Origin of the sequence: Nonomuraea sp. B1E8 (genome assembly GCF_039871515.1) — a bacterium.
Classification (GTDB): domain Bacteria; phylum Actinomycetota; class Actinomycetes; order Streptosporangiales; family Streptosporangiaceae; genus Nonomuraea.
Map to the genome: position 1 here is coordinate 59,292 of NZ_JBDPLS010000014.1, position 18,410 is coordinate 77,701.

At 68.4% G+C, this 18,410-nt stretch carries 20 protein-coding genes; 14 read left to right on the top strand and 6 right to left on the bottom strand.

The features are described 5' to 3' along the window. Positions 1-120: 120 nt before the first annotated feature. Positions 121-1,521: a CCA tRNA nucleotidyltransferase gene (locus ABGA98_RS36185; RefSeq protein ID WP_347623130.1), complete on the top strand. Its 1,401-nt coding sequence runs from the start codon at positions 121-123 to the stop codon at positions 1,519-1,521. Here the strand turns inward: ABGA98_RS36185 and ABGA98_RS36190 are convergent. Further along, a complete protein-coding gene (locus ABGA98_RS36190; protein ID WP_347622947.1) occupies positions 1,501-2,787 on the bottom strand; it encodes an MFS transporter in 1,287 nt (428 codons plus the stop codon). The genes ABGA98_RS36185 and ABGA98_RS36190 overlap by 21 nt on opposite strands. Positions 2,788-2,892: 105 nt before the next feature. Between ABGA98_RS36190 and idi the strand changes: the two genes are divergently transcribed. Continuing rightward, positions 2,893-3,477: an isopentenyl-diphosphate Delta-isomerase gene (gene idi, locus ABGA98_RS36195; protein ID WP_347622948.1), complete on the top strand. Its 585-nt coding sequence runs from the start codon at positions 2,893-2,895 to the stop codon at positions 3,475-3,477. Between the two features lie 81 nt (positions 3,478-3,558). Here the strand turns inward: idi and ABGA98_RS36200 are convergent, their stop codons facing one another. Both ABGA98_RS36200 and ABGA98_RS36205 read right to left on the bottom strand, forming a co-directional pair. Further along, positions 3,559-4,638: an inositol-3-phosphate synthase gene (locus ABGA98_RS36200; protein ID WP_347622949.1), complete on the bottom strand. Its 1,080-nt coding sequence runs from the start codon at positions 4,636-4,638 to the stop codon at positions 3,559-3,561. Between the two features lie 13 nt (positions 4,639-4,651). Next, the gene (locus ABGA98_RS36205) at positions 4,652-5,236 is read right to left on the bottom strand and encodes a PadR family transcriptional regulator (protein ID WP_132512827.1); all 585 of its coding nucleotides are present in this window, start codon (positions 5,234-5,236) and stop codon (positions 4,652-4,654) included. A gap of 134 nt (positions 5,237-5,370) precedes the next feature. On the opposite strand from ABGA98_RS36205, the gene ABGA98_RS36210 reads away from it, so the two are divergent. The 4 genes from ABGA98_RS36210 to ABGA98_RS36225 all read left to right on the top strand — a co-directional run bounded on the left by ABGA98_RS36210 (position 5,371) and on the right by ABGA98_RS36225 (position 10,826). Continuing rightward, entirely contained in the window at positions 5,371-5,757 is a 387-nt protein-coding gene (locus tag ABGA98_RS36210; protein WP_347622950.1) for a DUF5318 family protein, read from the top strand. Between the two features lie 232 nt (positions 5,758-5,989). Further along, the gene (locus tag ABGA98_RS36215) at positions 5,990-8,446 is read left to right on the top strand and encodes a transglycosylase domain-containing protein (protein ID WP_347622951.1); all 2,457 of its coding nucleotides are present in this window, start codon (positions 5,990-5,992) and stop codon (positions 8,444-8,446) included. Beyond that, the gene (locus ABGA98_RS36220) at positions 8,443-9,765 is read left to right on the top strand and encodes a glycosyltransferase 87 family protein (RefSeq protein WP_347622952.1); all 1,323 of its coding nucleotides are present in this window, start codon (positions 8,443-8,445) and stop codon (positions 9,763-9,765) included. Before ABGA98_RS36215 ends, ABGA98_RS36220 begins: the two co-directional genes overlap by 4 nt. Beyond that, positions 9,762-10,826 (top strand): mannosyltransferase family protein, encoded by a 1,065-nt coding sequence (locus ABGA98_RS36225; RefSeq protein WP_347622953.1) that lies wholly within the window; start codon positions 9,762-9,764, stop codon positions 10,824-10,826. Before ABGA98_RS36220 ends, ABGA98_RS36225 begins: the two co-directional genes overlap by 4 nt. A 63-nt stretch (positions 10,827-10,889) precedes the next feature. Here ABGA98_RS36225 and ABGA98_RS36230 read toward each other — a convergent pair whose 3' ends face one another. Further along, a complete protein-coding gene (locus ABGA98_RS36230; protein ID WP_347622954.1) occupies positions 10,890-11,633 on the bottom strand; it encodes a deoxyribonuclease IV in 744 nt (247 codons plus the stop codon). Positions 11,634-11,705: 72 nt separating this feature from the next. Here ABGA98_RS36230 and ABGA98_RS36235 point away from each other — a divergent pair, with 72 nt between their 5' ends. Continuing rightward, positions 11,706-11,885 carry a hypothetical protein gene (locus ABGA98_RS36235; RefSeq protein WP_132597084.1) on the top strand — a complete coding sequence of 60 codons (180 nt, stop codon included), beginning with the start codon at positions 11,706-11,708 and terminating at the stop codon, positions 11,883-11,885. 58 nt (positions 11,886-11,943) lie between these two features. On the opposite strand, the gene ABGA98_RS36240 is transcribed toward ABGA98_RS36235, so the two are convergent. Then, the gene (locus ABGA98_RS36240; protein WP_347622955.1) at positions 11,944-12,261 is read right to left on the bottom strand and encodes a hypothetical protein; all 318 of its coding nucleotides are present in this window, start codon (positions 12,259-12,261) and stop codon (positions 11,944-11,946) included. 191 nt (positions 12,262-12,452) lie between these two features. On the opposite strand from ABGA98_RS36240, the gene rpsF reads away from it, so the two are divergent. The 7 genes from rpsF to ABGA98_RS36275 all read left to right on the top strand — a co-directional run bounded on the left by rpsF (position 12,453) and on the right by ABGA98_RS36275 (position 16,913). Further along, positions 12,453-12,743, top strand: coding sequence for a 30S ribosomal protein S6 (gene rpsF, locus ABGA98_RS36245; protein WP_026214314.1), 291 nt, complete (start codon positions 12,453-12,455; stop codon positions 12,741-12,743). Positions 12,744-12,832: 89 nt separating this feature from the next. Continuing rightward, positions 12,833-13,375 carry a single-stranded DNA-binding protein gene (locus ABGA98_RS36250; protein ID WP_347622956.1) on the top strand — a complete coding sequence of 181 codons (543 nt, stop codon included), beginning with the start codon at positions 12,833-12,835 and terminating at the stop codon, positions 13,373-13,375. 71 nt (positions 13,376-13,446) lie between these two features. Continuing rightward, a complete protein-coding gene (gene rpsR, locus ABGA98_RS36255) occupies positions 13,447-13,683 on the top strand; it encodes a 30S ribosomal protein S18 (RefSeq protein ID WP_020543048.1) in 237 nt (78 codons plus the stop codon). A 14-nt stretch (positions 13,684-13,697) separates the two neighbouring features. Next, positions 13,698-14,144: a 50S ribosomal protein L9 gene (gene rplI, locus ABGA98_RS36260; protein WP_347622957.1), complete on the top strand. Its 447-nt coding sequence runs from the start codon at positions 13,698-13,700 to the stop codon at positions 14,142-14,144. 330 nt (positions 14,145-14,474) lie between these two features. Further along, entirely contained in the window at positions 14,475-15,326 is an 852-nt protein-coding gene (locus ABGA98_RS36265; RefSeq protein ID WP_347622958.1) for an ABC transporter substrate-binding protein, read from the top strand. A gap of 7 nt (positions 15,327-15,333) precedes the next feature. Next, positions 15,334-16,173 carry an amino acid ABC transporter permease gene (locus ABGA98_RS36270; protein ID WP_347622959.1) on the top strand — a complete coding sequence of 280 codons (840 nt, stop codon included), beginning with the start codon at positions 15,334-15,336 and terminating at the stop codon, positions 16,171-16,173. After that, positions 16,170-16,913, top strand: coding sequence for an amino acid ABC transporter ATP-binding protein (locus ABGA98_RS36275; RefSeq protein WP_347622960.1), 744 nt, complete (start codon positions 16,170-16,172; stop codon positions 16,911-16,913). The genes ABGA98_RS36270 and ABGA98_RS36275 overlap by 4 nt, the downstream gene beginning before the upstream one ends. Here ABGA98_RS36275 and ABGA98_RS36280 read toward each other — a convergent pair. Beyond that, complete coding sequence (locus tag ABGA98_RS36280) at positions 16,910-18,382, bottom strand: amino acid permease (protein WP_347622961.1); 1,473 nt, start codon at positions 18,380-18,382, stop codon at positions 16,910-16,912. The genes ABGA98_RS36275 and ABGA98_RS36280 overlap by 4 nt on opposite strands. Positions 18,383-18,410: the final 28 nt, after the last annotated feature.

Here is an 18,410-nt window from a genome sequence, read left to right on the forward strand (position 1 = left end):
TGGCCCCCGACGGTCCCAAGACCGAAGGTAACCCGGACCTGGTGTGGCTCGGGGGATATGTTCCGGAAGGACCCACTGAGTTTGTCCGACTCAACTCTGACCGAAAGCCAGCGGCAGGCCATGCACGGCCTGCTCCGCAAGATCGCTCCGGCGGCCGACGAGCTCGGCCGCCTGTTCGCCGCGCACGGCCACGAGCTCGCCCTGGTCGGCGGGCCCGTACGTGACCTCCTCCTCGGCCGCATCGGCAACGACCTCGACCTGACGACCGACGCCCACCCCGAGCGGGTGCTGGAGCTCGTCAAACCCTGGGCCGACTCCGTGTGGACGATCGGCATCGACTTCGGCACCGTCGGCCTGCGCAAGGGCGGCTCGCTCATCGAGGTCACGACCTACCGCAGCGAGTCGTACGACCCGAAGTCGCGCAAGCCCGAGGTCATGTACGGCGAGACGCTGGAGGCCGACCTGGAGCGGCGCGACTTCGCGGTCAACGCGATGGCGGTGCGGCTGCCAGGGCACGAGTTCGCCGACCCGTACGGCGGGCTGCGCGACCTGCGCGCCAAGGTGCTGCGCACTCCGGGGCCTCCCGAGCGGTCCTTCGGCGACGACCCGCTGCGCATGTTGCGGGCGGCCAGGTTCGCCTCGCAGCTCGGGTTCGAGGTGGACGACGAGGCGCTGGCGGCGATGTCCTCGATGGCCGACCGCATCCAGATCGTCTCGGCCGAGCGCATCCGCGACGAGCTCGACAAGCTCCTCTGCGGCGCCTACCCGCGCGAGGGGCTGCGGCTGCTGGTCCAGACGGGGCTGGCGACCTACGTGCTGCCCGAGCTGCCCAAGCTGCGCCTCGAGATCGACGAGCACCACCGGCACAAGGACGTCTACGAGCACACGCTGACGGTGCTCGACCAGGCCATCGCGCAGGAGGAGGACGGCAAGCCCGACCGGATCCTGCGCTGGGCGGCGCTCATGCACGACGTCGGCAAGCCGAAGACGCGCCGCCACGAGCCGGGTGGGCGGGTGTCGTTCCACCACCACGAGGTGGTCGGCGCCCAGATGACGAAGAAACGGATGACCGAGCTGAAGTTCCCGAAGGACGTCGTGTCCGACGTCTCCCGGCTGGTCGAGCTGCACCTGCGCTTCCACGGTTACGGCACGGGCGAGTGGACCGACAGCGCCGTGCGCCGCTACGTGCGCGACGCCGGCCACCTGCTCGACCGGCTGCACAAGCTGACCAGGGCCGACTGCACGACCCGCAACAAGCGCAAGGCGGCGGCGCTGTCGCGGACGTACGACCACCTCGAGGAGCGCATCTCCAGGCTCGCCGAGGAGGAGGAGCTGGCCAAGATCCGGCCCGAGCTCGACGGGAACGAGATCCAGCGCGTGCTCGGGGTGGGGCCGGGGCCGGTCGTGGGGCGGGCGTACAAGTTCCTGCTCGACCTCAGGCTCGACAAGGGCATGATCGGCAAGGAGGCGGCCACGGAGGCGCTGCTGGAGTGGGCCAGGTCAAACGACCTCGGCACGTGACGTGGTGGTGATCATCCGGTAGGCGAGCGCCGCCGCGGGATAGCCGACCGAGATGATCAGCACGGCGGCGTACGACTTGCCGTCGGGAGGCAGGATCACCGCCGACAGGGCGGCGGCGAGCACGTACATGCCGTTGAAGAGCATGTCGTAGATGGAGAAGGCGCGGCCCCGGTAGATGTCCTCGACGTCGCGCTGGACCGTCGTGTCGGCGCAGATCTTGACGCTCTGCCCGGCCAGTCCCAGCACGAACCCGGCCACCGGCAGCCCCCACTCCTGGAACGGCAGCACGAGCACCGCCGTCAGCACCCCGGCTCCGGCCATCGCGATCTGCACCCACCGCTCGATCCCGAACCACTCGGTCGCGTACGGGGTGACGATCACGGCGAGGGCCGTGCCGAGGCCGGCGCCGACCACGACCAGGCTGACCCCGCGCAGCGCGGTCTCGGCGTCGCCGTCGGCGAAGTAGTAGCGGTAGAGGATGATGCCGAGCGCGGTGGACATGCCGAACAGGAAACGGTGCGTGGCCATCGCGCCCAGCGTCGCGGCGGCCACCCGGTGGCGCAGCAGGTGCTTGACGCCGTCGGCCAGGCCGGTGACGACGTTGCGCAGTTCCTGGCGCGCCTGCGGCCGGTCGGGGTCGGGCCACGGGCCGAGGAGCTGACGCTCCATCGTCCGCGCCACCAGCGCGCTCAGCGTGAACACCACGCCGGACGTGGCCAGCAGCAGCGCCACGCCGAAGTCGCCGCCGCCGAAGATCTCCCGCAGCAGGAATCCGACGCCCGCGCCGATGAACGTGACGACCGTCCCCGAGGTGGGGGTGACCGCGTTGGCCGCGATCAGCCGCTCAGGGGGGACGACGTGCGGCAGCGAGGCGCCGAGCGCGGCCAGGAAGAACCGGTTGACGCCGAGCACCAGCAGGGCCGCGCCGTAGAACAGCGGATCCGGCACGTCGGCGGCGATCAGCCCGGCGGCCACGAGCAGCAGCAGACCGCGTACGACGGGCGCGACGACCAGGATCTGCCGCCGCGACCAGCGGTCGATGAACACGCCGACGAAGGGCCCGAGCACGCTGTACGGCAGCAGCAGCACGGCCAGCCCCGCGGCCACCTGGAGCGCTGTCGTCTGGTTCTCGGGGCTGAAGAAGGCGAAACCGGTCACGCCGAACTGGAAGATCCCGTCGGAGAACTGGGAGACCAGCCGGGTCCCGAACAGGCGCCGGAAATCCCGGCCTCGTAGGACCACGCGGAGATCTTCGACGAACGACACTCCGTCAGCCTAGCCCCGTGCCCGCAGCCTGGGACGCGTGGATGCCGGTCCAGCAGGTGACCCCGGGGTTCCGCACGGTGCACATGATCACGTACGCTTCGAAGCGTGACGACTGAGGAACACGTTGTGCTGGTCGATCGCAGTGGCCACGCGCTCGGCACCGCGCCGAAGACGTCGGTGCACTCCCGCGACACCCCCCTCCATCTGGCCTTCTCCAGCTACGTCTTCGACCGGGAAGGCCGCGTCCTGCTCAGCAGGAGGGCCGACCACAAGATCACCTGGCCGGGCGTCTGGACCAACAGCTGCTGCGGCCACCCGCTGCCGGGCGAGCCGCTGGATCGGGCGGTCCTGCGCCGGCTCTCCTACGAGCTGGGGCTGAAGGCCGATCGCGCCGACCTGATGTTGCCCGGCTTCGCCTACCGCGCCGTCATGGCCAACGGCATCGTCGAGCACGAGCTCTGCCCGGTCTTCCGGGTCACGGTCGACGCGCCCGCCGTGCCCAACCCCGACGAGGTGGGGGAGGTGTCGTGGATGCCGTGGAAGGAGTTCACGGAGGGCGTGCTGAACGGCATGCTGGCGATCTCGCCGTGGTGCAGGGAGCAGGTGCCGCAGTTGGCGGAGCTCGGCTCCGATCCGCTCACCTGGCGGCCGGCCTCCGTCGGCGAACTGCCTCCGGCCGCCCGCCTCTGAGCCGCCCGCCTCAGCGTCGCCTCTGACGCGGAAGGCGCCGCGCCCGTTCGCGGGTGCGGCGCCTTGGAGACGGTCAAGGGGTCAGCGCTCGACCTCTCCACGGATGAACTTCTCGACGTAGTCGCGGGCCTGGTCGTCGGAGTACTGCTCGGGCGGCGACTTCATGAAGTAGGAGGACGCCGACAGGATGGGTCCGGCGATGCCGCGGTCAAGGGCGATCTTGGCGGCGCGGACGGCGTCGATGATGATGCCGGCGGAGTTGGGGGAGTCCCATACTTCGAGTTTGTATTCGAGGTTGAGGGGGGTGTCGCCGAAGGAGCGGCCTTCCAGGCGTACGTAGGCCCACTTGCGGTCGTCGAGCCACGGCACGTGGTCGGAGGGGCCGATGTGCACGTCGCTCTTGCCCATTTCGCGGGGGATCTGGGAGGTGACCGACTGGGTTTTGGAGATCTTCTTGGACTGCAGGCGCTTGCGCTCCAGCATGTTCATGAAGTCCATGTTTCCGCCGAAGTTGAGCTGGTAGGTGCGCAGCAGTTCGACTCCGCGGTCTTCAAACAGCTTGGCCATCACACGGTGGGTGATGGTGGCGCCGACCTGGGATTTGATGTCGTCGCCGACGATGGGGACGCCGGCTTCGGTGAATTTGGCGGCCCAGGCGGGGTCGGAGGCGATGAAGACGGGCAGCGCGTTGACGAAGGCGACCTTGGCGTCGATGGCGCACTGGGCGTAGAAGCGGTCGGCGTCTTCTGAGCCGACGGGCAGGTAGGAGACCAGGACGTCGACCCGGTTGTCGCGGAGCACTTGGACCACGTCGACGGGGGTTTCGTCGGATTCTTCGATGATGTCCTGGTAGAACTCGCCGAGGCCGTCGAAGGTGTGGCCGCGTTGGACCGTCACGCCTGTGGGCGGCACGTCGGTGATTTTGATGGTGTTGTTCTCGCTGGCGACGATCGCCTCGGACAGGTCGCGGCCGACCTTCTTGGCGTCAACGTCGAAGGCCGCGACGAACTCGACGTCGCCGACGTGGTAGTCGCCGAACTTCACGTGCATCAGGCCCGGGACCCGTACGTCCGGGTCGGCGTCCTTGTAATAGTGAACGCCCTGGACCAGCGACGACGCGCAGTTGCCGACACCGACAATGGCCACGCGAACCGAACCCATCGCACTCGCTCCCTTACTCATCAGTTGACGTGGTGTCTCTTCCGGGCTCTTCCGAGGCCCGGCGCTCCGTTGCGATCAGCTCGTTGAGCCAGCGCACCTCGCGCTCGACCGACTCGAGCCCGTGACGTTGCAACTCGAGCGTGTAGCTGTCGAGGCGTTCCCTGGTGCGCGCCAGCGCCGTGCGCACCGCGTCGAGCCGCTCCTCCAGCCGGCTGCGGCGGCCTTCGAGAATGCGCAGACGGACTTCGGCCTCGGTGTGCCGGAAAAAAGCGAAATGCACACCGAAGCTCTCGTCCTCCCATGCGGAAGGACCTGCCTGGGTGAGCATGTCCTGCAGGCGTTCCTTGCCCTCGGCGGTCAGTTTGTAGACGATCTTCGACCGGCCGCCGACGATCGTGGCGGGAGCGGGCTGCTCCTCCGCGATGAGGCCCTGAGCCAAAAGTGATCGCAGACAGGGGTACAGCGACCCGTAGGAGAACGCACGGAACATCCCCAGCAGGGCATTGAGCCGTTTGCGCAGCTCGTAACCGTGTAGCGGCGTTTCGTGCAGCGACCCGAGCACGGCCAGTTCCAAGACTCTGCCCTGTCCGCTGGCCATGGGAACCGCCCTCCTCTCGTGTCGATGTATCGAGCCGATACATCTTGAGGATACGTCGTGGCGCTATATCGCCGCAATCTATGAATCCGCGGAGTCGTTGGGATGGACACGCAAAACGCCGTAGTCTGGCGCTCATGTGGTCACAGCGAAGGGTGGTGGATTACGGTCTCGCGAAGAGGGCGGCAGTCCGCTCCCTGCGTTCCGGGCGAGCTTCGCGCGGTGACGTCTGTGACGCACAGCCCTACCTCCTTCGCGCGGCACGCCACTTCGGCGAGCCGACCGAACGTCTCTGCCCGGTCTGCGAAAGGGAGAACGTCACCCATGTGACTTATGTCTACGGTGAGTGCCTCGGGCGCCATGCCGGCCAGGCAAAAGTCACATCAGAGCTCATCGCCATGGCTCATGATTACGATGAGTTCCGGGTGTACGTTGTCGAGGTCTGCCAAGGTTGTTCCTGGAACCACTTGACGGTTTCGTACGTACTCGGGAACGGACCGCCTGACCTCGTCGGCCAAGCGTGAAGACCGAGGGCGGCGAGGAGCCTCACGCCCTACCGCCGTTTCAGTTCCGACGACGTTGCGAGGACGTGTGAGTAACAGCATGAATGAGGGGACGGCACGCCAAGGAAGGCGCCGTCGCTCCAGCTCATCCCGTTCTGTGCCCCAAGGTTCCTCTCGCCAAACCGGCGGACCCGGCTGGGGCGAGGCGCCGGAGGCTCGACGTCCTGAGGCGGCGTACGAGCAGACCGGGGCCATGGCCGCACAGCCGTACGACGAGCCTCCCCGACGCGGCGACCCGGCGGGCGAGCGCGGCGACCAGCCGCCGCCGCGCTCCCGCTCGCGCGAGGAGTCGCGCACGCTCGGTAACCAGGAGACGATGGTCAGCGACGCCCCGCGGCGCCGCAGACGGGGGCAGGGCGGCCCGCCCGACCCCCCGGGACCGCCCGTCAAGAAGGGCGGCGGCGGCCGGGGCGGCTGGCGCAGGTTCGTGCCGAGCTGGAAGGTCGTCGTGGCCGGCGTCGTGGTGCTCGCGGCCGGCATGTTCGGCATGATCATGGTGGCGTACGCCAACACGCCGGTGCCGACGACCGTGCAGGCCGAGGCGACCGCGCAGCAGAGCACCATCTACTACAACGACGGCAAGACCGAGATCGCCAGGCTGGGCATGCCCCGCGAGAGCGTCGAGATCAACGAGATGGCCGACAGCGTCAAGGACGCCGCGATCGCCATCGAGAACGACACGTTCTACGAGGACTCCGGCATCTCCTTCTCCGGCATGGCGCGTTCGCTGTACATGACCGTGACCGGGCAGCAGCTGCAGGGCGCCTCGACCATCACCCAGCAGATGGCCCGCGGTTACTACGACGGCCTCAGCCAGGAAGTGTCCATCGAACGAAAGATCAAGGAGATCTTCGTCGCGGTCAAGCTCGACGACCAGCTGACCAAGGACGAGATCCTGCGCAACTACCTCAACACCGTCAACTTCGGCCGCGCGTACGGCGTCCAGGCCGCCGCGCGGGCCTACTTCGGCAGGAATATGACGGCCGCGAAGTTGTCCCCCGCGCAGGGCGCCTACCTCGCCGCGCGGATCCAGCAGCCGGCCTGGGAACCCGACTCCCCGGCGCTGAAATATCGCTTCGACCGGACCATCAAGAGGATGGCCGAGCTCTGGCCCGAGAAATACGGCCAGCTCCCGCAGACCGCGAAGTTCCCCAAGACGAGGAAGAGCACCAGCAGCAACTCCCTGGGCGGTGACAGGGGCTACATGGTGCGGCAGGTGCTGAACGAGCTGGAGTCGCGCGGCCTCACCCGCGACGAGGTCGAGAGCGGCGGCTTCAAGATCACCTCCACCTTCGACAGGAAACTGATGAAGGCCGCCCGGCAGGCGATGAAGACCACGATGCAGGGCATGTCGAAGGAGTTCCACGGCGGCCTGGCGGCGGTCAACCCGAAGAACGGCCGCGTCATCGCCTTCTACGGCGGCGACAACTACGTCAACGACCCGTGGAACGAAGCCTTCGAGTCGAAGAAGCAGGCCGCCTCGGCGTTCAAGCCGTACGTGCTGGCCGCCTGGCTGCAGGCCGGCTACTCGCTCAAGAGCTACGTGCCGGGCAACGAGACCGTGCCGAAGGAGCTGCCGGGCCAGCAGAAGGGCGGCATCACCAACAGCCACAACGTCGGCAGGGCCGTCGACGTCGTCAAGGCGACCGCCCAGTCGGTCAACACCGCCTTCGTCTCCATGGCGTACGCGCTGCCCAACCAGCTCGACGACGTGAAGAACCTCGTCGTGGCGGCCGGGTTCAACGAGAAGGCCATGACAGCCGACATCGAGGAGCACCACTACCAGTTCGCCATCGGCAGCGCCCCTGTGACGCCGGTCGAGCAGGCCGCCGGCTACTCCATCTTCGCCAACGCCGGGAAATACACCCGCTACCACGTCGTGCAGAAGGTCGAGCAGAACGGCCAGGTCGCCTACCCCGAGCAGCAGCTCACCAAGTCGGTCATCGACCCCGGCGTGGCCGCCGACTCCACCGTCGCCATGGCGGAGGTGCTGCGCAGCGGCACCGCGTCGGGCAAGGGCCTGGGCAACAGGCCGGCCGCCGGCAAGACCGGCACCAACAACGACGAGAACGGCGCCTGGTTCGTCGGCTACACGCCGCAGATCTCCACCGCCGTCGGGTTCTACCGCGAGGAGTGCAGGACGAAGAGCGGCAAGGTCGTCGCGCCGCTCCACTCCAACTGCCCCATCACGCCCAAGGGCAAGGCGAGCAAGAAGTACAACCTCAACAACCCGTACACCAGACCGTACGAAGTGTCCCTGGGCTTCGAGGGCGCGGGTCCGCCCACGATCGCCTGGCAGCGGTTCATGCTGGCCGCGCACGAGGGCAAGCCGGTCGAGGAGTTCCCCGAGAAGGCCGAGATCGGCACGCCGGAGAACATCGTGCCGAGCCCGACGCCCACGCCGACGAAGACGCCGGACAACCCGTTCGACGACGGCGAGAACCCCTTCGACGACGAGACCGGCGACGATCCCGACTGCCTCATCGGCTGTGACGGCGACACCGGCGACGAGCCCACCATCGACGATCCGCCGCCGGCCGACGACGGGTTCCCCGAGATCGACGACCCCGACGTGGCGGGTGGCGACACCGGGCCCGACAGGAGAGCCGCAGGCCCGGGGCCGGCCAACGGCAGGCTCGAGGGCCGATGACGAGCACGGAGGTGCGCGCGCCGCTGGTGGCGCGCGCCATCCCGTACCTTCCCCTGGGGCTGTTCGCGGCCCTGGGGGCTTCTCTCGCGTACGTCGTACGGCTGCCGTGCCGCACCGGCGGCTGGAACGACCAGATCTCGACGTACACCAACTTCTGCTACACCGACATCTACCCGCTCTACTTCGACAGGCAGCTGGCCACCCAGAACCCCTACTTCGCCGATGTGCCGTTCGACAAGCAGGTCGAATACCCGGTGGTGCTGGGTGAGGTCATGCAGGCGTTCAGCTGGATCGTCCGGTGGCTGGAGCCCGACCAGGTCGCGCAGGCCGTCAGGTTCTACGACCTGACGGTCATCCTGCTCGGCGTCTCCCTCGTGGCCGGCGTGCTGCTGATGGCCGCGGTGGCCGGGCCCACACGGCGGTGGGACCCGCTCTGGTACGCCGTCGCGCCCGCCGTGGTCCTGGCCGCGTACATCAACTGGGACCTCATCGCGGGCGCGTTGTCCATGGGCATGCTGCTGGCCTGGGCACGTAAGCGTCAGGTGCTGGCCGGGGTGCTGCTCGGGCTGGCGATCGCCACGAAGTTCTATCCGCTGATGTTCGTGGGCGCGTTGTTCCTGCTCACCTGGCGCACGGGGCGATGGCGGCCGTTCCTGGTCACCATGGGCTCGACCGTCGGCGCGTGGCTGGTGGTCAACCTGCCCTTCATGGTCCTCGCGTGGGACGGCTGGCGCCGGTTCTACGTCTTCTCCCAGGAACGCGGCGTCGACTGGGGCTCGCCGTGGTTGTTCTTCCAGAACAAGGGCTGGCCGGTCCTGGGCGAGGCCGACGTCAGCACGCTCGGCATGGCGTCGCTGGCCGTCCTGTGCCTCGGCATCGCCGTGCTCACGCTGGCCGCTCCGCGCCGGCCGAGGCTGGCGCAGATCTGCTTCCTGGCGCTGGCCGCGTTCATGATGACGAACAAGGTGTGGTCGCCGCAGTTCGTGCTCTGGCTGGTGCCGTTCGCCGTGCTGGCCAGGCCCAACTGGAAGCCGCTGGCGTTGTGGCAGCTCGCCGAGGTGTGGTACTTCATCGCCATCTGGCTCTACCTGCTCGCGCAGCCGCCGCTCAGCAGGGACGACCTGGGCATCGGCGACGACACCTACTTCACCGCCGTCTGGGGGCGGGTCATCACGATCGGCATCATGATGGCGTTCGTGGTGCGCGACATCCTGCGCCCCGACAAGGACGTGGTGCGGCAGGCCGGGCTCGACGACCAGGCGGGCGGCGTGTTCGCCGACGCGCGTGACCGCTTCACCCTGGCGTCCATCGCCCGATGATCACACGCTCGTCCGGCCGGGACGCGCTGCTGCTCTGGTGCGGCTCGCGGGCGGGGCTGCTGCTGGCGACCGTACTCGGCGTGACGCTGGGCGAATATCTGGACAAGTGGCGCAAGTGGGATGCCACGCTGTTCATCACGATCGCCCAGTACGGCTACGACGGCGAGCCGGGCAAGCCGGTGGACGAAGGGCTGCCCGCGTTCTTCCCCGGGCTGCCCGCGGCGCTGCGCATGGTCTACCTGGTCGTCCCCGACTGGGCGGCGGCCGGGCTGCTGGTCTCGCTGGCCGCCGGGGCGGTCGCCATGATGGCGCTGGCCCGGCTCACCGAGTTCGAGGGCGCCTCCGGCTGGATGGCGGTGCTGGCGCTGCTGCTCTTCCCGATGGCGGTGTTCCTGGCCGCGGGCTACAGCGAGTCGCTCTTCCTGGCCTTCGCCATCCCCGCGTGGCTGGCCGCCAGGCAGGGACGCTGGCCTGCGGCGGCGCTGCTGGCCGCGGGCGCCTCATGCGTGCGGATCACCGGATTGTTCCTGGCGGTCGCCCTCATCGTGGAGTTCGTCACGAAGAAGGAGGCGCCGCGCCGGGCGGGGTGGCTGGTGGTGCCCTTCGTCCCGCTGGTGGCGTACTCGTCCTACCACTACAGCAGGACGGGTGACTGGCTGGCCTGGAAGCACGCACAGGAGGCCGGGTGGGGCCGCGACTTCGTGTGGCCGTGGGAGGCCTGGCAGACGACCTGGCACTCCGCCATGGGCGCCGACGACTTCGCGGTCGCCTTCAGGATGGAGATCGTGGGGGCCGTGGTGGCGGTCGCGGCGCTGGGCTGGCTGCTCGTGCTGCGCCGGTGGAGCGAGGTGGTCTACACGGGGGCGCAGGCGGCGGCGCTGATGACGTCGGCGTACTATCTGTCGATCCCGCGCTCGCTGCTGCTGTGGTTTCCCGTGTGGGTGCTGGTCGCCAAGGTGATGACCAGGAAGGCGTGGGTGCTGGCCCTCTATGCCCTGATCTCGGGGCCGCTCATGCTGGTCAACGCCGCCCGCTTCCTCGATGGCGCGTGGGCGGGCTGATCTTTCTACCCCCTTTCCTTCCTCGGTAATCCAGGGAAGTTATCCACAGGCTGTGTGTTTTCCCTAGAGGTTCTTCCTCAGGAAGGCGATGTCGTCGGCCTGGCCCTCGGCCGGCGTCTCCACCACGACGGGTGCCGCGGCCGCCCGGCAGACCGCCAGGATCAGCTCGGGGTCGATCTTCCCCTTGCCCAGGTTGGCGTGGCGGTCGGCGCCGGAGTCGAAGGCGTCGCGGGAGTCGTTGCAGTGGACCAGGTCGATCCGGCCGGTGATGGCCTTGACCCGGTCGACCAGGTCGACCAGCTCTTCGCCGCCCGCGTGGGCGTGGCAGGTGTCGAGGCAGAAGCCCACGTCGAACCCGTCGAGCGCGTCCCACAGCCGGGCGATGCGCTCCAGCTTGCGCGCCATCGCGTTGCCGCCGCCCGCGGTGTTCTCGATCAGCACGGGGATGGGGCACTCCATGCGCTCGAACACCTTGCGCCAGTTGTCGAACCCGGTCTGAGGGTCGTCGTCCTTGCCGACGTGGCCGCCGTGCACGATCAGACCCTTGGCGCCGATCCCCGCGGCCGCCGTGAGGTGCTGCTGCAGCAGCTTGCGGCTCGGGATCCTGATGCGGTTATTGGTGGTGGCCACGTTGACCAGGTAGGGGGCGTGGATGTAGATGTCGACGCCCTCGACCGGTTTGGCGGGCAGCACGGGCTTCTTGTAGCCCTGGGGGTCGCCGAGGAAGAACTGCACCACCTCGGCCCCCACCTCCTCGGCGTGAGCGGCGGGGTCGTCCTGGTCGACGTGAGCTCCGATGCGCACCATGTCACCGAGCTTATCCGTTTGACCAGGGCGCGCCGGGGAAGTCGCCTGGCACCCCCGATTCGAGGAGAAACCATGAGCCGCTGGCGCTTACGAGCGCTGATCATCTTGATCTACGTGGTCATCGGCATCTACGTCGCATGGGTCTACGACTACATCACCCCAGGACTCCTCAAGGATCTCGCCGAGGCGCTGCTCTCCGTCTTCCTCTGGTTCCTGGTGCTGCTCGGGATAGACCTGCACATCAGCGGATAAGTCCGCATCAATGACGGCCCCGGGCGGGGACGCCGGGGCCGTTGCTCCGCCGAAGGGCTCACGGATGGGGAAGGAAGCCGCCGTGGGCGATGCCGAGCGCGGCGCCCACGAACGAACCCACGAGCCCGACGACGTTCAGGGTGCGCTGCGGCGTGGTCGCCGAGATGTACTGAGAGTAGAGACCGACGCCGAACCCCAGCGTGCCGAACCAGGACGCGATCATGTGCGCGGAGGCCCAGAACGTCGCCACGAAAGCCACCACGCCGCAGACCAGTGTGACGACGGCCAGCGTGTTCTCAATCGGGTGCGAACGTCCGTCGGTGTTGAGCCTGAGACGGAACCGCTCCTGTTCGGAGGGCTGAAGCACATGTGGCACAACCACCACCCCCTCGGTTTCCTAAAGGCTTTCCCACCTTGTCGAGGCTGGTAACCTTGGGCACGCTGCGTTGTGATGGATGACCCATCACCCCCGGGCGCCGAAAGGGGCGTCAGGGCCTAGACGTCAGCGTCCTCCTGTCACGGCAGAGTGTCGTGACCGCAAGAGTCCAGAGGAGGTTGGAGTCCCGCATGCGTCGTTACGAAGTAATGGTCATTCTGGACCCTTCGCTCGATGAGCGCACCGTCGCGCCGTCCCTCGACCAGTTCCTCACCGTGGTCCGCAACGACGGCGGCACCGTGGAGAAGGTCGACGTCTGGGGCCGTCGCCGTCTCGCCTACGACATCGACAAGAAGTCCGAAGGCATCTACGCCGTCATCGACCTGTCCGCGGAGCCCGCGACGGTCAAGGAGCTCGACCGGCAGATGAACCTCAACGAGGGCATCCTCCGCACCAAGGTCCTGCGTCCCGACGTGCACTGAGCAAGCTCGTTGCCCGGCATTCTGTCGGGCCGGGACCGTAGTCTGAGCCGAAACCCAAGCGAAGGCGTGCAGGAAGGCGAGCGCTAGCCATGGCAGCAGGCGACACCGTAATCACCCTTGTCGGCAACCTTGTCGACGACCCGGAGCTGCGCTTCACCCCGACGGGGCAAGCGGTGGCTCGATTCCGCATCGCATCCACTCCGCGGTTCATGGATCGCCAGACCAACGAGTGGAAAGACGGCGAGAGCCTCTTCCTGACCTGCAACGTGTGGCGGCAGGCGGCGGAGAACGCCGCCGAGAGCCTCCAGCGCGGCATGCGGGTCATCGTGCAGGGGCGGCTCAAGCAGCGGTCCTACGAGACCAAGGAAGGCGAGAAGCGCACGGTCTACGAGGTCGAGGTCGACGAGGTCGGCCCGTCTCTGCGCAACGCCACCGCCAAGGTCAACCGCACCTCCCGCCAGGGTGGCGGCGGCGGCTTCGGCGGCCCGGCCGACGACCCGTGGGCCTCCGCGACGCCCGCCCCGCCCCAGGGCGGCGGCGGTGGTGGTGGCGGCTTCGGCGGCGGAGGCGGCCAGCAGGGCGGCGGCTTCGGCGGCGGCGGCAACGACTTCAGCGACGAACCGCCTTTCTAACACCCAAGATCCGCGCAAGCGGATGACTGTCCATTCCCGCCCTGGTGCGGGGCTCTGAGAGGAGCACCACGATGGCCAAGCCGGCACTGCGCAAGCCCAAGAAGAAGGTTTGCCTGTTCTGCCATGACAAGATCTCCTACGTCGACTACAAGGACACGGCGCTGCTGCGGAAGTTCATCTCCGACCGCGGCAAGATCCGTGCCCGCCGGGTGACGGGCAACTGCACCCAGCACCAGCGCGACGTGGCGACCGCGATCAAGAACGCCCGTGAGGTGGCCCTGCTGCCTTACACGAGCACGGCGCGCTAAGGAGGCATGTCGACATGAAGCTCATCCTCACCAACGAGGTCTCCGGCCTCGGCACCCCTGGCGACGTCGTCGAGGTGAAGGACGGCTACGGCCGTAACTACCTCATCCCGCGCGGCTACGCCATGCGCTGGACGCGCGGCGCCGAGAAGCAGATCGAGACCATCAGGAAGGCCCGCGACGCTCGCGAGATCCGCGACCTCGGCACCGCCAAGGAGGTCGCCGGCCAGCTCGGCGCCCTGCGCGTGCGCCTGGCCACCCGCGCCGGCGAGTCCGGCCGCCTGTTCGGCTCGATCACGACGGGCGACATCGCCGAGGCCGTCAAGGCCGCCGGTGGCCCGATCGTCGACCGCCGCCGCATCGAGATCGTCAACGCGATCAAGAGCGTCGGCTCGCACAAGGTCACCGTCAAGCTGCACCCCGAGGTGTCCGCCTCGATCGACGTCGAGGTCGTCGCAGGCTGACCTGCTCGAAGGCCCCCGCTCCGTGCGGGGGCCTTCTTTTTTGCGGCGAGTTCTAACGGCGAGCCCGCGCGGAGTGCTGTCTCCATCCGTTGCGCCCGCCACCCGGAGTGCTGCCTTCTTCTGTTACGCGCTGCCGTGGCTCGCCACCCGCCGCACTTCGGCTGAGGGCCTTCCAGGAAACGGCCTCTGACCCGTCACCGGCTGAGCGCCGTGACGCGAGCCCACGTTGCCCGGTTGCCGTGGTGAAAGGGGCACCCGTGAACGATATTTCCTATTAGGGCAGCGTAGAATGCCGTCGTTCTTTCGCACGTTCCCCCTGGAGGCTAGGCCATGGCCCGTCCCTTGATGCTGCTCGCGTTCGCGGTGGCGGTCGTTGGTTGCGCACCCGTCGACGACACGGCCACCACGGCCGCCCCGACCGGTTCCACCGCGTGTGCCAAGGAGCAACTCCAGCTCGTCACCCCCGGCAAGTTGACCGTCGGCACCGACAAGCCGGCCTACGAGCCGTGGTTCAAGGACGACGACCCGAACAACGGGCAGGGTTTCGAGAGCGCGGTGGCGTTCGCCGTGGCGGGTGAGCTCGGCTTCGACCGCACCGAGGTGCAGTGGAGCACGGTCAAGTTCGACTCGGCCTACGCTCCGGGGAAGAAGCAGTTCGACTTCGACATCAACCAGGTCTCGATCACGCCTGACCGGGCCAAGGCGGTCGACTTCAGCAACGGCTACTACACGGTCAAGCAGGCCGTCGTGGCGGTCGACGGGGGCAAGGTGGCCGGGGCGAAGAGCCTGGCCGAGCTGAAGGACGCGAAGATCGGCGTACAGGTGGGGACGACCTCGCTCGAGGCGGTCAAGAGCGTCATCCAGCCCAGCGATGACCCCAACGTCTACAACGAGCAGGTCGACGCCGTGAACGCGCTGAAGAACAAGCAGGTCGACGCGATCGTCGTCGACCTGCCGACGGCGTTCTACGTGACGGCCGCGCAGGTGGACAACTCGAAGATCGTGGGGCAGTTCAGCTCGACGGGCGGCACGCCGGAGGAGTTCGGGCTGGTCATGGAGAAGGGCAGCGCGCTCAAGTCCTGCGTCGACAAGGCGGTGGACGCGCTGAAGTCGAAGGGCGAGCTGGCCAAGATCGAGCAGCAGTGGCTCGGCTCGGCGGCGGGCGCGCCCGAGCTGAAGTGATCTCTCGGTGAGCGAGTGGGTCAAGTCGGAGCGGCAGGCCGAGCGCGAGCGGTTCCGCAGGTCGCGGGGCCGCCGCACGGCCTCCATCGCGACGGCTTCGACGGTCGTCTTCGTCGTCCTGGTGGCGTGGATCGTGACGCGCTCGCCGGGCTGGCCGCGGGTGGAGGAGACGTTCTTCGACTTCGGCCAGTTCCGCGAGGCGCTGCCCGACGTGCTGAGCGGGTTCCTGCTCAACATCAAGATCTTTCTGATCGCCGAGCCGCTGATCCTGATCGTGGGGCTGCTGGTGGCGCTGGCCAGGGGCATCAGGACGCCCGCGTTCTTCCCGATCCGGGCGCTGGCCACGCTCTACACCGACATCTTCCGCGGCGTGCCGACGATCCTGGTGATCTACCTGGTGGGGTTCGGTCTCCCCGCCCTCAACCTGCAGGGCATCCCCACCGACCTGGCCACGCTGGGCATCATCGCGCTGACCCTCTCCTACGGCGCTTACGTCGCCGAGGTGTTCCGCTCCGGCATCGAGTCGATCCATCCCAGCCAGGTGGCCGCGGCCCGCTCGCTCGGGCTGAGCCACGGCAGGACCATGCGGTTCGTGGTGCTGCCGCAGGCCACCCGCAGGGTGGTCCCGCCGCTGCTGAACGACTTCGTCTCGCTGCAGAAGGACACGGCGCTGGTGGCCACCATCGGACCGCTGGAGGCCCTGCGGCAGGCGCAGATCCACGCGGCCAGCACGTTCAACTACACGCCCTACCTCGCCGCCGCGCTGCTGTTCATCCTGCTCACCATCCCCATGGCCAGGTTCACCGACCATCTGGCCGCCCGTACGCGCAGGAGGCGTGGCGCATGAGCGTGCTTTCGATCGACGGGGTGTGGAAGTTCTTCGGCGGGCACGGCGTGCTGCGCGGCATCGACCTGGACGTGCGGCCGCACGAGGTGGTGAGCCTGATCGGCGCGTCGGGCTCGGGCAAGTCCACGCTGCTGCGCTGCGTCAACCTGCTGGAGACCGTGGACGACGGCACGATCCACCTCGACGGCGAGGAGATCACCGATCCCCGCGCGAACGTCGACGACGTGCGCAAGCGGCTGGGCATCGTGTTCCAGGCGTTCAACCTGTTCCCGCACATGACCGTGCTGGACAACGTCACGCTGGCGCCCCGGCAGGTGCACCGGGTGGCGAAGGGGCAGGCGGAGGAGCAGGCGCACGACCTGCTGGCCAGGTTCGGGCTGGCGGACAAGGCGCGCGCCTACCCCGACCAGCTCTCCGGCGGCCAGCAGCAGCGGGTGGCCATCATCAGGGCGCTGGCCACCCAGCCGCGGCTGATGTTGCTCGACGAGGTCACCTCGGCGCTCGACCCCGAGCTGGTGGTCGAGGTGCTGGGCATCATCAGGGAGCTCAAGGAGTCGGGCATGACGATGGTCCTCACCACCCACGAGATGGGCTTCTGCCGCGACATTTCGGACACGGTGTGCTTCCTCGACGGGGGCGTGCTGCTGGAGAAGGGGCCGCCCGAGAAGATCTTCACCGAGCCGGAGAACGCGCGTACCAGGGAGTTCCTGCGCAGCGTGCTCGAATCGGGGCGGTTCTAGCGCCGGTGCCGCCCGCGGGGCGGCTCGACCGGGTCGCGGGGCCGGGCCAGCAGGCTGTGGCGGCGGCCGTACACGAGGTAGACCAGCAGGCCGAAGGCCATCCACAGGACGAACCACGCCCAGGTCAGCACCCGCAGGTTGACCATGAGCCAGAGGGTGGCCACCAGGGAGAGCGCGGGCAGCAGCGGCGAGAGCGGCACCTGGAATCCGCGCTCCAGGCCGGGCATGCGCCGCCGCATCACGATCACCCCCGCCGAGACGAACAGGAACGCGAACAGCGCGCCGATCACCACGAGCTCCTGCATCGTGAGCACCGGCACGAACTCGGCCAGCATGATCGCCACGAAGCCGATCAGCAACGTCACCCTGGTGGGCGTGTGGTAGCGGCGGCTGACGGACGCCAGGCTCCGGGGGATCAGCCCGTCGCGGGCCATCGAGAACAGCACCCGGGTCTGCCCCACGATCAGCACCAGGATCACGGTCGTCAGGCCCAGCACCGCACCCACGTCGATGACGTGCACCATCCAGTCGACGCCCGCCGCACGGAACGCGCTGGACAGCGGCGCCTCCACCGAGATCCGCGTGTACGAGACCATGCCCACCATGACCAGGGCGACCGCGAGGTAGATGACCGTGGTGAGCACCAGGCTGCGGATCATGCCCTTGGGCACGGCCCTGGAGGCGTTCACGGTCTCCTCGGCCGCGGTGGCGAGCACGTCGAACCCGATGTACGCGAACGCGATGGCCGAGGCCGCCGCGAAGATGCCGAACCAGCCGAACGCCTGGCTCTGCCCGACCACGATCTCCAGCACGGTGGCGGGCGGGGTCGGCAGCGTCCTGGGTGGCACGTGGAACTCGCCGATGTTCGCCACGTCGACCTGGGTCAGGCCCACGACGATGACCGCCCCGACGGCCAGCAGCTTGGCCGACACCATGATCCACAGTGCCCGCAGCCCGACCCGCGCGCCGAGCGCGACGATGCCGGTGAGCACGAGCAGGATCACGAGCACCAGCACGTCGCCCACGAGCTCCGCGTCCGGCACGCGCACGCCGAAGGCGGCGATGGCCCCGACCGTTATCGAGGCCCACGCCCTGGCCACCACGGCCGCGGCGAACTGCAGCTCCAGGATCAGCGCCCAGCCGATGATCCACGCCCAGACCTCGCCGAAGATGACGTACGTGAAGGTGTAGGCGCTGCCGGAGGCCGGCATCGTGGAGGCCAGCTCGGCGTAGCACAGGCAGGCGAGCAGGCACGCGATGCCCGCGATCATGAACGAGAGGATCACGCCAGGACCGGCCGTGGTGGCGGCCTGCCGGCCGGCGATGCTGAAGATGCCCGCGCCGATCATCACCCCGAAACCGAGCACCACGAGGTCGGCCGGGCGGTAGACCTCGGCCAGGCTGTGCCGGGCGCCTGTGCGCAGCCCGGTCGCCTCAGAAGGCGGCAGTCGTCGCAGAATCGTGGACACGGAACACCCCTCAGGGAGCCCACCCTGT

Excerpts from the sequence above, each read along its gene's own strand:
- ABGA98_RS36225 (WP_347622953.1), top strand. The coding sequence starts at position 9,762 with ATGATCACACGCTCGTCCGGCCGGGACGCGCTGCTGCTCTGGTGCGGC.
- rpsF (WP_026214314.1), top strand. The coding sequence starts at position 12,453 with ATGCGTCGTTACGAAGTAATGGTCATTCTGGACCCTTCGCTCGATGAG.
- rplI (WP_347622957.1), top strand. The coding sequence starts at position 13,698 with ATGAAGCTCATCCTCACCAACGAGGTCTCCGGCCTCGGCACCCCTGGC.
- ABGA98_RS36250 (WP_347622956.1), top strand. The coding sequence starts at position 12,833 with ATGGCAGCAGGCGACACCGTAATCACCCTTGTCGGCAACCTTGTCGAC.
- rpsR (WP_020543048.1), top strand. The coding sequence starts at position 13,447 with ATGGCCAAGCCGGCACTGCGCAAGCCCAAGAAGAAGGTTTGCCTGTTC.
- ABGA98_RS36210 (WP_347622950.1), top strand. The coding sequence starts at position 5,371 with ATGTGGTCACAGCGAAGGGTGGTGGATTACGGTCTCGCGAAGAGGGCG.
- ABGA98_RS36265 (WP_347622958.1), top strand. The coding sequence starts at position 14,475 with ATGGCCCGTCCCTTGATGCTGCTCGCGTTCGCGGTGGCGGTCGTTGGT.
- ABGA98_RS36235 (WP_132597084.1), top strand. The coding sequence starts at position 11,706 with ATGAGCCGCTGGCGCTTACGAGCGCTGATCATCTTGATCTACGTGGTC.
- ABGA98_RS36205 (WP_132512827.1), bottom strand. The coding sequence starts at position 5,236 with ATGGCCAGCGGACAGGGCAGAGTCTTGGAACTGGCCGTGCTCGGGTCG.
- ABGA98_RS36220 (WP_347622952.1), top strand. The coding sequence starts at position 8,443 with ATGACGAGCACGGAGGTGCGCGCGCCGCTGGTGGCGCGCGCCATCCCG.
- ABGA98_RS36275 (WP_347622960.1), top strand. The coding sequence starts at position 16,170 with ATGAGCGTGCTTTCGATCGACGGGGTGTGGAAGTTCTTCGGCGGGCAC.
- ABGA98_RS36185 (WP_347623130.1), top strand. The coding sequence starts at position 121 with ATGCACGGCCTGCTCCGCAAGATCGCTCCGGCGGCCGACGAGCTCGGC.
- ABGA98_RS36215 (WP_347622951.1), top strand. The coding sequence starts at position 5,990 with ATGGCCGCACAGCCGTACGACGAGCCTCCCCGACGCGGCGACCCGGCG.
- ABGA98_RS36200 (WP_347622949.1), bottom strand. The coding sequence starts at position 4,638 with ATGGGTTCGGTTCGCGTGGCCATTGTCGGTGTCGGCAACTGCGCGTCG.
- ABGA98_RS36230 (WP_347622954.1), bottom strand. The coding sequence starts at position 11,633 with ATGGTGCGCATCGGAGCTCACGTCGACCAGGACGACCCCGCCGCTCAC.